This is a genomic window from Martinezella sp. CNPSo 3890 (genome assembly GCF_057784455.1).
The window spans coordinates 49,787-62,273 of the sequence record NZ_JBXSOR010000012.1 but is presented as its reverse complement, the minus strand read 5'-3'; the positions used below and the strand labels follow the sequence as shown (position 1 = coordinate 62,273).

Here is a 12,487-nt window from a genome sequence, read left to right as displayed (position 1 = left end):
GCATCCCTATACGACGGAGGGGCGCTTATGATCGTCAGGCGCGCGCGTTCCGAAGATTTGTCCTGGCTCCTTGAGCATGATGACGCCAGTGAAGACTGGATTGGGCGCTGCATTGCGTTCGGTGAATATTTTGTGGCCGAGCGGGATGGCAAACTCCTCGGCTTTCTGCGCTTCAGCCGCTTTTGGGGCAAGATACCCTATATGGATATGATCCGCGTGCTGCCGCTACACCGGCGCGAGGGTCTCGGAACTGCTCTGTTCCACGCCTGGGAAAGCGCCATGATCGACGAGGGCGCCAAGCATCTGATGACATCGAGCGAATGGGCGCAAGCCGAGCCACAGGCCTGGCACCGCCGCAACGGCTTCAAGCCAGCTGGCAGCATCGACCTCCGTATCGTCCAGCCGAGCCCGGAGATATTCTTTGTGAAGGATATCTCCGACGCCCGCAGAGGATAGGCTTCAGATCGGCGGGATCTTTCCGAGCGGGATGAAGCCGCTGAGTGAGAGGCGACCTCGATCGGCGGTGAGATCGACGGAGACCTTATCCGCGCCATTGGCCAGCGCCTTCAGCATCTTCGTCGCCGTCTTGATGATGTTCTTGGCGGCGGGAAGCGTCGTGGTCAGGCTATCGCCCCAGGGCCCGATCTGATTGATCTCCAGCTTGAACTGCCCGGACAGAAAACCCTCATCGTCAAAGTTGAAAGGTCCGGAAAGCGTCATGATGCGGCCATCGCCGATATCGATGACGGCCTGATGCAGCATGCCTGCCGAGCCGCGAAGCCCCTCCCGGTCGCTGCCATCGAGCAGGCCGGCCTTGCCGGACAGCGTCACCTTGGCGCTGGTCGATGCGGTGGGCAATGTCTGCGGGAAGTCTTTGATGACGGCATTGGCATTTTCGACGCCGATCGCGAAATCCAGATCGCTGCCATTCTGACTGGCGTGCATCTCCGTGTGGGCAGCGGTGACATTGAGGCTCTGGCCGGTGACGGAGGAGACGATGCCGGCCTTCAGCCCTTCGATGACAGTCTGAGTCTGAGCGACGCCGCGGCCCTTGGCGATGAGGTTCGATTGCAAATCGGCCCATTCGGCCGATACGGTCAGGCCCTCAGTCGTGCGCAACTCGGCGGGAGATTTCAGGCTCCAGCTCACATGGTTGGGTTGGAAGACCGGTGCGGAGGCGCTGAGCCTGTCGAAATTGGTGGAGACGCCGCGCGTCGGGTTGTCGACTGTCACCGTGTCGCAGGTCAGGCCTATGGAGAAGGGGAAGCCGTTGAAGGCCATGTTCTCGCATTTGCCGGCAATGCCGGCGCTGTTCTGCTGGCCGAGCGCCTTCAGGACATTGGTCCTGACGAAACTGGTCGCATAGTACCAACCGCCGGTGTAAAGACCGGCTAGAACCACCACCAACCCAAAAAGGATGAGCCACAGACGCTTGCCTCGACCGGTCGTTACGCTCTGGCTTGACGCTGCCATGTTGTTCTCCAATGGTTGGACTGAAGCTTCACAGTGATTTGGCGTTGGATATGGACGAATTTTGGGTGTTTGGCTACGGATCCCTCATGTGGAATCCGGGCTTTGGTTATGACGAGCGGGCCGAGGCCCTGATTTTTGGCTATCGCCGCTCACTCTGCGTCCGTTCCTGGGTCCATCGCGGCACGGAAGAAAACCCCGGCCTCGTCCTCGGCCTTGATCGTGGCGGCTCCTGCCGGGGCATGGCCTTCCGGGTTCCGGCCTCCGATTGGGATGAGGTGCTAACCTATCTGCGCGAGCGCGAACTCGTCACCAACGTCTATCTGGAAAAGACCCTGCCGATCCGGCTCGCCGACGGGCGGCGCGTGATCGCCGTCGCCTATGTCGTCGATCGCAACCACAGGCAATATGCCGGCTCGCTGAATGCGATCGAGGCCGCGCATGTGGTGGAAGCTGCCAATGGGCGTTCCGGCCCGAACGATGCCTATGTCTTCAATACGCTGACGCATCTGCGCGACATGGGCATCCGCGATCATTGGCTCGAACAGGTTGCCGGCGAAGTGGAGCGGATGCGAAAGGCATCCTGAACCTGTCGCCTGGCGTTGAGAGCTCGCTCAGACTGCGGCGGTAACGGGTTTTGCCTTGGCGATTTCCGCCAGACGCTGCGCCGCCGTCGGCGGAACCGGCAGGTTCGGGTTGTTGGCGATCGTTTCGACCAGCAGCTCGTCGCTTGCTCTTTCCGTCTCCTCGATCAGGCGCGCGAAAAAGGCATCCGGGTCCATGCCGGGCTCGATCGGCGGCAGGATGCGCACCTTGATATGGCCGGGATATTTGCGGAAGGTGCGGCGCGGCCAGAAAAGGCCCGGATGCATGGCAACGGCGACGACGGGGATGCCTAGGTCGCGATACATGCGGGCGATGCCGTATTTGTAGACCGGCTCGGCGCCTGGCGGCCGTCGCGTGCCCTCGGGGTAGATGATGAGCTGGCGGCCGGTGGCGAGCTCTTCGCGCGTGCGCTTCAGGACATCGAACATGACCTTGCCGCGGGCGCCGCGATCGACCGGGATCATGCGCTGTTTGCCGGCGTACCAGCCGAACAATGGAATCCACATCAGCTCGCGCTTCAGGATATAGACCGGGTCGTCCAGATAGGGCAGCAGCGCAAATGTATCCCAGAAGGATTGATGCTTGGGCGCGAAGATGAAGCTGCCTTTGGGGATATTTTCCAAGCCCTCGATCTCGAAGGTGGTGCCGACGATCTTCTCCATCAGCCAGGTGCTGGATTTCGCCCATGCCTTGGGGATCGCATAGGCCGCCTTGCGCGGCATCAGGAAGTAAATCGGCGCCAGCACGATCATGCGAATGATCAGATTGGCATAGAAGGCCGTGTTGAACAGGATCGAACGCAGGATAATCATCGAGGCTTTTCCAATGCACCGGCTTGCACCGGCATCCAAAGGTTTGCCTACACGATTACGACGTCAATAAAAAGTCGGTGCGTGCACGGTTTTGCGCGACAGGCCTTAGTCGTCGTCCTCGATCGGCTGACGCGAACGCAGGCCGGTCGGACGTCCAAGTCCCGTGATGTTGCGGGCGCCGGCAAGGAGCACCTTGGCATATTCCGCGATCATCGTGCGCAGCGCATTCGGGTCCGTGAACCAGTTCTTGGTCTTCAGATCGGAGTTGACGACCGGATAGGGAATGAAATCGGTCGAGGGATCGACGTATTTCAATTCTGCGAGGCTGCGGGGCATATGGTAGTTGTTCGTGACAACGAGAACGCTCTTGTAGCCCCTGGCGTGAATCCACTTTGCCGCTTCGCGGGCATTGCCGATCGTATCGAGCGCGTCATAGCCGATGTCGACACAGCAGCTGAACAGGCTGGCGGAACTCTGCGTCAGTTTCCGGATCTGCGTCGGCGTGGTGGTCGGATGTGCGCCCGAGATCAGCAGGCGGTTGCCGGCACCGGTGCGCAGCAGCTCCACCGCCTGATCGATCCGCTGATAGCCGCCCGTCAGCACGACGATGGCATCGGCCTTGGGGTCGAGCGGCGGCTTCAAGGTGGTGATCGAATCGGCGAAATGCAGGAAGCCGCCGAAAACGATGGCTACCAGGAAGATGAAAGCGAAGCCGCCCCAGCGCAAGAGACGGCGGAACAGGCTGCGGCGCACGGGTCTATCACCGCGGGGTCGGGCCCGCAGCGACTGCAAACTCACGGACTTGCGAGTCGTCAGATCCATGCTCATGATTCGCTATTATACGCCAATTGCGGCAATGAACGGGCTGGCAAACGGTAAAAAAACATCGCTGAGGCGTCAATTCGGTACGCTATCCGTCCGCCCGGGATCGGAACGGACCAGATCGATCTCGTAAATCGTGCGCATGACGGTGAATCGCGCCGTCAGCGTCGTCAGCAGCGCGATGATGATCATGGTGGCGAGAATGCCGACATAGCCGAGCGCGCCGACGGAGAAAGTCCCGAACAATGCCGTTGCCTGATCGGTTTGCGGTGTCGCGATCGTATGGCTCTGCAGAAGGCCGGCTGTCGCGAAGAAGAGGGCGGCGAGCGCGCTGCCGGCTCCCGAGCCTTTGAGGCTGATCTTCAGGAAATGCTTCTGGAATTCATTGGCGACGAAGGTGCTTTCTGCGCCGACGAAATGCAGGACTTCGACGATATGGCGATTGCCCGACAATGCGCCGCGCGTGGCGAAGACCACCGTCAGCACCATGGCGGTGAAGACGAGCAGCAGCACGCCGGTGCCGATGAGAACGGTGGTGTGCGCCATCGACACGAGCCGATCGACCCAGGTGCGATGGTCGTCCAGGGTCGCCTGCGGGATCTGTGCCTTGAGCAGGCTGCGCATCGCTTCGAAATCGGGCGGATGCGTCTCGTCGATCGTGATGATGACGAGGCGCGGGACGGGCAGTTCCTTGATATCGAGGCCGGCACCGAGCCACGGCTCGAGCAGGCGCGCGGTCGCCGCCTCGTCGACGATCTGGCCTGATTTGGTGCCGACGAAGCTCAATGCGATGTCGCGGGCGCTCGCAAGCGCCTTTTCCATGTCGAGATTGTCGTCCGGCTTGATCTGGATGGTGATCTCGCGGGAAATTTGGCTCTCCCAGCTTGCCGCCGTCGAGCGCACCATGCTGACCGCACCGAGCGTCAGGCAGGCAAGAAAGGCCATGATGGCGATGACGACGATCAGCGCATTGCCCTGAATGTTCGAAGACGGCACGATCGGTCCCGTCGGGCGCACGCGCATCTCCGGGCGCCTGCGTTCTGCGGGTGCTGCAGGCGCCTGCCGTGCTTGCGGAGCTCCGGTGTTCGGGGCTGTCCTGCGGGGGCGGGGATCAGTCATAGATATCGAGATGCCCCCCCGATAGAATCATGCGCCTCGCCTCGATCTGGTCCATCAAAGCGAGATCGTGCGTGGCAATGACGACGGCGGTGCCGAGACGGTTGAGTTCCAGAAAGAGATTGAGCAGGCGGCGTGCCATCGGCGGGTCGACATTGCCCGTCGGTTCGTCGGCAAGCAGGATTTCCGGGCGGTCGATGAGGGCACGGGCGATCGCGGCGCGCTGCTTTTCCCCACCGGAGAGAACCGGCGGCAGCACATTGATGCGCTCGCCGAGGCCTACCCATTTCAGCAGTTCCAGGACGTCGGTGCGGTAGGAGCTTTCCTCCTTGCCGCGCACGCGGAGCGGCAGGGCGACATTTTCATAGGTCGTCAAATGCTCGAGCAACCGGAAATCCTGAAAGACGATGCCGACACGGCGGCGCAGCAGCGGCAGCTCATTGCGCGGGATCGAGGAAATCTCCCGGTCGAACATGCGGATCAGCCCACGCGTCGGCTGCAGCGACATGAAGAGCAGTCGCAGCAGTGTCGTCTTGCCGGCGCCGGAAGGGCCGGTCAGGAACTGGAACGATTTCCTCGGTATGTCGAAGCTCAGGTCGCGGAGGATCTCCGGACCCATGCCGTAGCGCAAACCGACGTTCTCAAAATGAATCAACGGGCAGTCCAGTCTTCCGCAGGGTTCAATCAGGCGACTTGTTAACCAATGGCATTAACAGCCGGTAAATTTTTCTGGAAAGGCGCCCTATTCATGGCGATCTTTGCGAAGCATTAACCAATAAAATTTACGACTGGGCAGGATTCGTTTCAATGCCCAGATTGGCAATGGGCGTCGAAACCATGTGGATCACCGCAACGGGAGGCCATCATGGGCGCTTTTCGCCACCGTCAACAACAGACGGGGCTTATTTATGACCTCATTCCGCCCGAGCGCGGAGCGGGGTCGAGCCCGGTGCATTACGTCACGCCGAAATCCGATATCGTCGATGCCGAATTCGTGACCGTTTCCGCCGCACGCGGGCGGCCAGCATCGGGCGTCAATATTCGCTATGGCGGGCGTAACCAACCTAGACCTCAGCCAGTGGCGCGCAAGACTACACTTTCGCGCATCCTAACCGTTCTGCGGGTGACTGAGGAAGTCTTGCAGCAGGCATCGCGGCGCAGCTTCGTGGCGCTCATCATCTGCCTTGCAATCTTGATCTTCGGCCTTTCGGGCGGTTTTTCCGGTCTCTCTGGCGCATCTGCCGAGGCGACATCCGATCCGCTGCAGTTCTCGCATGTGACACTGACGCCGAGGGATGAGAACGGGCTACCGGTCCTGAGATTGAACGGCATCATCGAGAATGTCAGCGGTGCCACGCTTTCGGTCCCGCAGGTGCGTGCCGATCTCTTTGCCGGCGATCAGCTGGTCAGAAGCATCGTTGTTGACACGCCGGTTGATCGTCTCGGACCGCATGAAAGCCGCGGATTCTCTACAAGATTGCAGCATCCTGGTGGAAAAACGCCGGATGTCCGGCTTTCGTTCATGCCATAGGGGGTGTGTCCAAGCCGCTGAGTGTGCTACGGGCTACTGCTTTAGAGTGCTACAGCGGCCTTGGCGCGTCGTATACGACGTGTGGCGCTGTAGAGCTTGATCGGCGGCCAGGGGCCGCGCAGCCATGGAGCATGCCAATCAATGCCTGTCGTACGCGGGAAGAATATCGAGCCGCTTTTCACTGCCGAGCAGATCGCCGAGCGCAATCATGCCCTGGCCAAGGAAATCGCCAGTGGGCCGACAAAGGACCTCCTTGTCATCGCCATTCTCAAAGGTTCGTTCATCTTCGCAGCCGATTTGCTGCGGGCGCTGCATGAGACCGGGCTTGCCCCGGAGGTCGAGTTCATCACGCTTTCGAGCTATGGCGCCGGCACGACATCGCAGGGCGTGCGCATCGTCAAGGACATCGACAGCGACGTTCGGGATCGCGACGTGCTGCTGATCGACGACATTCTGGAATCGGGCCGCACGCTGCGTTTCGCCAAGGAGCTGCTCTACGAGCGTGGCGCCCGCAATGTCACGCTGGCCGTCCTGCTCGATAAGAGCGTCAAGCGCCAGGAAGAGCTGGAGGCCGATTATGTCGGCTTCGAATGCCCCGATTATTTCGTTGTCGGCTACGGCATGGATGTCGCCTACGCCTTCCGCGAACTGCCCTTCGTCGGTGTCGTCACGGGCGACGCCGAGGCCTGATCTTAAGTTAATGCAGGCGGCCTGAACGCCTGTCCCATTCTGCTCCGGCGATGACGATCCGTTAACCACGGAGCTTGATCGCCTGTCCGCCGTTTACCTATCGCAAACGGAATTCTGGTGATTTCGGTCGCGGAACATGACGGACCAGGAGCACGGACCATGGCAAAAATTCTGATCACGGAAGACGAAGATTCACTTCGCACCTTCGTCGCCCGCGCGCTGCGCTTGGACGGTCACGAGACCGAAGAGGCGGCCGACGGCGCGGAAGGTTTGGAGAAACTGAAGCAGGGCGGCTACGATCTCCTGCTGTCGGATATCCGCATGCCCGTGATGGACGGCATCGAGCTTGCCCATCAGGCCCATTCGACCTGCCCAGGCATGAAGATCCTGCTGATGACCGGCTATGCCGAGCAGCGCGAGCGCGCCGACGACCTCATGGAAAAGATCGTCGACGTCGTTGCCAAGCCCTTCGCGCTGCCAGACATCCGCAAGGCTGTTGCCCGGGCCTTGGCTGCCTGAAGCTCTCGACTATCGGCGCAGTCGTTTCCTGTGCCGACGTCATCATCATTTGCGGATAGGGCCGAAATCGTCATCCGGATAGTAGATAGTTTCTTCTCCCGGCTTTCTTGAGCCGACAACGATCATCGTCACCGCGGCGGCGGAATGGTTGAGCAGATGATGCGCATTCGGTTGCCCCGCCGGGAACCCCACGACATCGCCAGGCCCGAGAATATGGTGACCGTTTTCGTCGACCAGCGTCGGGGTGCCCGTCAGAATATAGAGAAACTCGTCCTCCGCCATATGCCAATGGCGCGATGACGACATTCCTCCGGGATCGAGGGTGACGAGGTTCACGCCAAATTGCGTGATGCCCACAGCTTTGGCCAGCCGAATCTCGTGCTTGCCGCTCAGCCTCGCATCCGCGTCGGCAACGCCGGGCAGACCTGTCGCGACAGGCAGATCCGAAATATGGGCAAGCTTGGTCTCCATATCATCCCCCTTTGCGAAGCATGAAGACAGGCAACTTCTTTGATGGCGGGCTGCCTTACTGACCCAGATTCAGCAAACGTTCCAGATAGCGCCGTTCTTCGCTGAGCGATGGATTGTTGCTCAGCCGCTCGCGAATGGCGTCGAGAATTTGGCGGGCGCGCTCTGCGTTGATGATGTCTGGCACCATGTTGTCGTTGGGGTTGTCAGAGAAACCACCGTCGTTGCGTGACCGGCCGAGCGGGTCGCGGCCGTTTTGACCGCCTTGGCCCATCTGCCCCGGCATCTGGCCTTGACCTTGCCCCTGACCTTGACCCTGCTGCATCTGGGCCATGAGCTGGTTCATCATTTCGCGCGTCCCCTTGCGCAGGGCATCCAGCGCGCGCCCCTGACCCTGCACGGCGCCTTCGCCATTGCCCTCGGCAAGCTGACCGGACGCGCCCTTCATTTCCTGCTGCGCCTTGCCGTAATTCTGGTTCGGCTTCATGCCGAGCGAGCCAAGGTCTTTCTGCAGTTCGCCGAGCTGCTTGCCGAGATCCTCCTGCTGCTGCCGCAGCTGCTTCAGCGCGTCGCGCAGCTGATCGGCCGTCATGCCATCAGTGGGGTCCTTGCCTTTCTGACCCTGCTGGTTCTGGCCTTGTTGGTTCTGGCCTTGCTGCTGATCCTGCTGGCCCTGATTGCGCTGGCCCATATCCGGACGCATCGGGTCGTTGAGGCCGGGCATGGGCTGATCCATCAAGCCGTCGCCGTCCTCGTTGGAATCGCCGCGCTGCATGCGGTCGCGCATGGCCTGATCGAGCTTGAAGGTCTGATCCATCAGCTTTTGCTGGTCGCGCATGATGCGGCCGAGCTTGTCCATCTGCTCGCGCATCTTGTCGTTGGCCTGGTTCTGCTGCTGCCCCGGCTGCGGCTTGCCGGCCTGCAGGCTGTTCATCAGCTGCTGCAGTTCGGAAAGCATCTGCTGTGCGGCCTGGCGATTGCCGGAGCGGGCGAGATTCTCGATCTGATCCATCATGCGCTGCAGGTCCTGCTGGCGCAGGATATTGGCGGAGCGCTGGTTCGGCTGGGCCGGCATGTTGCGCATGCGCTCGGCCAGCTCCTTCATGTAGGCGTCCATCGCCTTGCGCAGCTCGTCGGTCAGCTTCTTGATCTCGGCGTCGGGGGCGTTGCGCTGCAGGGCGTCGGAAAGCTTCTGCTGGGCGTCGCGCAAGGCCTTTTCCGCATCGGTCAGCTGCGCGTCCTCCATGCCGAGCGCGATCTGCCAGAGATAATCGGCGGTATCCTTCAGCGAGGCCTCATTGCTCGCGAGCTTCATGCGCGTAAGCGCGGACCTGATGGCGAGATAATTGCCGAGATCGGGGATTGTCTCTTCGGGCCGTATGGTCAGCGATTTGTTGAGCTCAATCGCCTCCGGCATCTTCCGCGTGTCAAGCGCAAACACCTGGCGTTCTTCCGCAACGGCTGCGGCAAGCGGCTGGCTGAAATTGCGTGACGGCAATACCATCTCGTAGGGTGAGCTGCGGCCGGTCTGGCCGGCACCGTCCTTGGCGACGAGGGTGATGCGGACGCGCTTGCCGGCAAGCGGATCCTGCGTCAGATCGTGGCTCGCCAGACCCTTGCCATTGCGGCGGTCGCGACGCGGAAGTTCCAGCTTGTATTCGGGCAAGCCGTATAGGGGTTTGGCAGCCGGATCGGATTCCACCGGCACGATCTCGGCATGGGCTTCCTCGACGCCGTAGTCATCCTTGACCTTGAAGCCGAGTTCCAATGCGCCGCTCGCCGTCGCGTGCGGAATGCCGTCGAAGGTGATCTCCGGCGGCTTGTCGACGACCACATTGAAGGACCAGGACTTGCCGTTGACGGTCAGCTCGCCGCCCCTTTCAAGCTTGAGAACATGGGTGCGGGCAACCATTCCGTCCGCGGCCGGAATATTGCCGGTGCCGTTCGCTGCCGGTGGTACGGCAGGAGGCGTTGCAGGCTTTGCGCCAGCGGGGCCTTGCTTGTCAGCGTCAGCGGCTTGCTCGGGGATTTCGACGCCCTTTTCGGCGCCAGTCGTCTGAAACAGCACTTTCTCATCCGTCGCAGCACCCGAAACACGCACAGTGAGTTCGGAGAATTGCGGCACGTTCAGGCTATTGCCGGCATTGTCGACATTGCCCGTCAGATAGACGGGCGCTTCGCCGGTGTAATAGGGCGGGGTAACCCAGGCATCGACGCGGACATCCGGGTTGCTCGATGTCGAGCTCGATGCCGTGAAGGCATCACCGAGCGAGCCGCCGCTATTGGACATGGAAAAGCTGAAGGCTGTTACCAGCAGCAAAGCCGGGACTGCGCGCAATGCGAAGCGGTCGTAGCGGGTGATATCCGGCCGTGGCAGGCCGGCATCCAAGGCGGCGATGCGCTCAGCCATACGCGTCTGGTGCTCGCGCCAGAGCGCGCGGGCAAAGGGGGTGTCGAGCGCCGGCTCTTCTTCCTGCACCGTGACAGGCTGGTGGGCGAGACCGTTGCGCTCCTCCAGCAGCCGGTCCGCCTCGACGGTGTTGGGCCAGCGCAGGCGGCGCAGCGGATAGAGGGAGATGGCGAAGCCGACCGCGAAAACGGCAAGCAGCAGAAAGCGCAGGACATCCGGCGCAATGCGGAAAATGCCGAACCAGGCGACGGACAGGAAAAGAGCCAGAATGGATGCCGGCAACAGCAGCCGTGGCAGAAGCTGCTCGCTGACGAGCACCAGCTGCGCAAAGAGACGCTTGACCGCAACCATGCGCGCCAGCGCCGGACGGGTGGCGAAAGCGCCCTTCTTAGGGTTGCTGGGGCTGGTCATCGGTCCGGTCTTCTCCCGATCTGACGTTGATGGCCAGAGCATGATGCCGAAAAGTGTAAGCGGTTTTCGGACGGCGTCATGCTCTACTTCCCTGATTCTAGAGCGAATTCAGAGTTTCGATCGATTCGATCCAAAATCATCCGCTCTAGTGGCCCGTTGGGGATGGCGCGGCGTCCCACACGCTCGCGCACTCGGCGCCCGGCGAGACGCCATTCAATCAAAGATAACATTCTTTGTGGCGAAGACGAGGGCAACGGGCGCAAAAGGCTGTTTTTTCACCGGACTTCGCCGAAACGTGATCGGGCAAAGCAGCTTTTGCGGTCCTGCCCGAAATTGCCAATGAAGCCGATTAACCTTCGAGCCAGGCGGGGACGGAATCCAGGCCGATCAAGTCTTCATAACTCGCGCGTGGGCGGATGACGTGGAATTCATTGCCCTTGACCAGCACTTCGGGAACCAGAAGCCGGCTGTTGTAGGTGCCGGCCTGCACGGCGCCATAGGCACCGGCTGAGCCGACGGCCAGCAGATCACCGGGCTTCGGCAGCGCCATCTCGCGGTCGAGTGCCAGATAGTCGCCCGTCTCGCAGACCGGGCCGACGACATCGGCCTTGATGCGCTTGATATCGGCAGCACTCGTCACAACCGGGCGGATCTCGTGATAGGCCTCATAGAGCGTTGGACGGATGAGGTCGTTCATGGCGCCATCGACGATGACGAAACTCTTGTCGCCGCCATCCTTCACATAGATGACTTCGGTCACGAGAATGCCGGCATTGCCGACGATCAGGCGACCGGGCTCGGTGACGATCCGGCAGTTGAGGCCACGCAGCTGGTTCTTGACGATTTCAGCATAGGCATCCGGCAAAGGCGGCGGATTGTTGTCGTCGCGATAGGGGATGCCGAGACCGCCGCCGATGTCGACGTGATGGATGTCGTGCCCGTCGCCGCGCAGGGTCTCCACGAGATCACGCAGCAGCTTGAAGGCGTCGTCGAACGGCTGCAGCTCGGTAATCTGGCTGCCGATATGCATGTCGATGCCGGTAACCTTGATCCCGGGCAGGCTGGCGGCACGGTCATAGACGGCGCGGGCGCGTTGCCAGGAAATGCCGAACTTGTTTTCCTTCTTGCCCGTCGAGATCTTCGCATGGGTGCGGGCGTCAACGTCCGGGTTGATGCGGAAGGAGACAGGGGCCACCTTACCGGCGCGGACGGCGCGCTGGTTCAGCACTTCCAGTTCCGGCTCGGATTCGACATTGAAGCAGTAGATGCCGGCTTCCAGCGCCACATCCATTTCCTGCGCGGTCTTGCCGACGCCGGAGAACATGATGCGGTTTGCCGGAATGCCTGCAGCCAGTGCGCGGCGCAGCTCACCGACGGAGACGACATCGACGCCAGCGCCCAGGCGGCCGAGCGTCTTCAGCACCGCCTGGTTGGAATTGGCCTTCATGGCGTAGCAGACCATGGCATCGACATCGCCGAAGGCTGCCGCGAAGACGCGATAGTGGCGCTCCAGCGTTGCCGTCGAATAGACGTAGAAGGGTGTGCCGACCGCCTTGGCGATCTCCGGAACCGGTACATCCTCGGCGTGGAGGATGCCGTCGCGATACTCAAAATGATTCACGGTCGTTGCCC

General features: G+C 61.3%; 13 protein-coding genes. 5 read left to right on the top strand and 8 right to left on the bottom strand.

Features of this window, described 5'->3' with window-relative positions:
- Positions 1–27: 27 nt before the first annotated feature.
- Positions 28–456 (top strand): GNAT family N-acetyltransferase, encoded by a 429-nt coding sequence (locus tag AC13RC_RS23965; RefSeq protein ID WP_113421389.1) that lies wholly within the window; start codon positions 28–30, stop codon positions 454–456.
- A gap of 3 nt (positions 457–459) precedes the next feature.
- Here AC13RC_RS23965 and AC13RC_RS23960 read toward each other — a convergent pair whose 3' ends face one another.
- Positions 460–1,473, bottom strand: a complete 1,014-nt coding sequence (locus AC13RC_RS23960) for a DUF2125 domain-containing protein (RefSeq protein WP_488558628.1) — start codon at positions 1,471–1,473, stop codon at positions 460–462.
- A gap of 11 nt (positions 1,474–1,484) precedes the next feature.
- Here AC13RC_RS23960 and AC13RC_RS23955 point away from each other — a divergent pair, with 11 nt between their 5' ends.
- A complete protein-coding gene (locus AC13RC_RS23955) occupies positions 1,485–2,057 on the top strand; it encodes a gamma-glutamylcyclotransferase (RefSeq protein WP_488558627.1) in 573 nt (190 codons plus the stop codon).
- Between the two features lie 27 nt (positions 2,058–2,084).
- On the opposite strand, the gene AC13RC_RS23950 is transcribed toward AC13RC_RS23955, so the two are convergent.
- The 4 genes from AC13RC_RS23950 to ftsE all read right to left on the bottom strand — a co-directional run bounded on the left by AC13RC_RS23950 (position 2,085) and on the right by ftsE (position 5,481).
- Positions 2,085–2,888: a lysophospholipid acyltransferase family protein gene (locus tag AC13RC_RS23950; RefSeq protein ID WP_069612921.1), complete on the bottom strand. Its 804-nt coding sequence runs from the start codon at positions 2,886–2,888 to the stop codon at positions 2,085–2,087.
- A 105-nt stretch (positions 2,889–2,993) separates the two neighbouring features.
- Complete coding sequence (locus AC13RC_RS23945; protein WP_173002584.1) at positions 2,994–3,716, bottom strand: YdcF family protein; 723 nt, start codon at positions 3,714–3,716, stop codon at positions 2,994–2,996.
- Positions 3,717–3,785: 69 nt separating this feature from the next.
- The gene (locus tag AC13RC_RS23940; protein WP_069612922.1) at positions 3,786–4,733 is read right to left on the bottom strand and encodes a cell division protein FtsX; all 948 of its coding nucleotides are present in this window, start codon (positions 4,731–4,733) and stop codon (positions 3,786–3,788) included.
- An 88-nt stretch (positions 4,734–4,821) separates the two neighbouring features.
- Entirely contained in the window at positions 4,822–5,481 is a 660-nt protein-coding gene (gene ftsE, locus AC13RC_RS23935) for a cell division ATP-binding protein FtsE (RefSeq protein ID WP_004107686.1), read from the bottom strand.
- Between the two features lie 210 nt (positions 5,482–5,691).
- Between ftsE and AC13RC_RS23930 the strand changes: the two genes are divergently transcribed.
- The 3 genes from AC13RC_RS23930 (at position 5,692) to AC13RC_RS23920 (ending at position 7,566) form a co-directional block, all read left to right on the top strand.
- Entirely contained in the window at positions 5,692–6,357 is a 666-nt protein-coding gene (locus AC13RC_RS23930) for a hypothetical protein (protein ID WP_488558626.1), read from the top strand.
- A gap of 141 nt (positions 6,358–6,498) precedes the next feature.
- The gene (gene hpt, locus AC13RC_RS23925) at positions 6,499–7,047 is read left to right on the top strand and encodes a hypoxanthine phosphoribosyltransferase (protein WP_095435999.1); all 549 of its coding nucleotides are present in this window, start codon (positions 6,499–6,501) and stop codon (positions 7,045–7,047) included.
- A gap of 159 nt (positions 7,048–7,206) precedes the next feature.
- On the top strand, positions 7,207–7,566 hold the full coding sequence (locus tag AC13RC_RS23920) for a response regulator (RefSeq protein WP_069612925.1): 360 nt from the start codon (positions 7,207–7,209) through the stop codon (positions 7,564–7,566).
- 45 nt (positions 7,567–7,611) lie between these two features.
- Here AC13RC_RS23920 and AC13RC_RS23915 read toward each other — a convergent pair whose 3' ends face one another.
- From AC13RC_RS23915 to lysA, 3 genes are all read right to left on the bottom strand, one after another.
- Positions 7,612–8,037: a cupin domain-containing protein gene (locus AC13RC_RS23915; protein ID WP_269244489.1), complete on the bottom strand. Its 426-nt coding sequence runs from the start codon at positions 8,035–8,037 to the stop codon at positions 7,612–7,614.
- 55 nt (positions 8,038–8,092) lie between these two features.
- Positions 8,093–10,855, bottom strand: a complete 2,763-nt coding sequence (locus AC13RC_RS23910) for a TIGR02302 family protein (protein ID WP_488558625.1) — start codon at positions 10,853–10,855, stop codon at positions 8,093–8,095.
- A 349-nt stretch (positions 10,856–11,204) separates the two neighbouring features.
- The gene (gene lysA / locus AC13RC_RS23905; protein WP_488558624.1) at positions 11,205–12,476 is read right to left on the bottom strand and encodes a diaminopimelate decarboxylase; all 1,272 of its coding nucleotides are present in this window, start codon (positions 12,474–12,476) and stop codon (positions 11,205–11,207) included.
- Positions 12,477–12,487 lie beyond the last annotated feature (11 nt).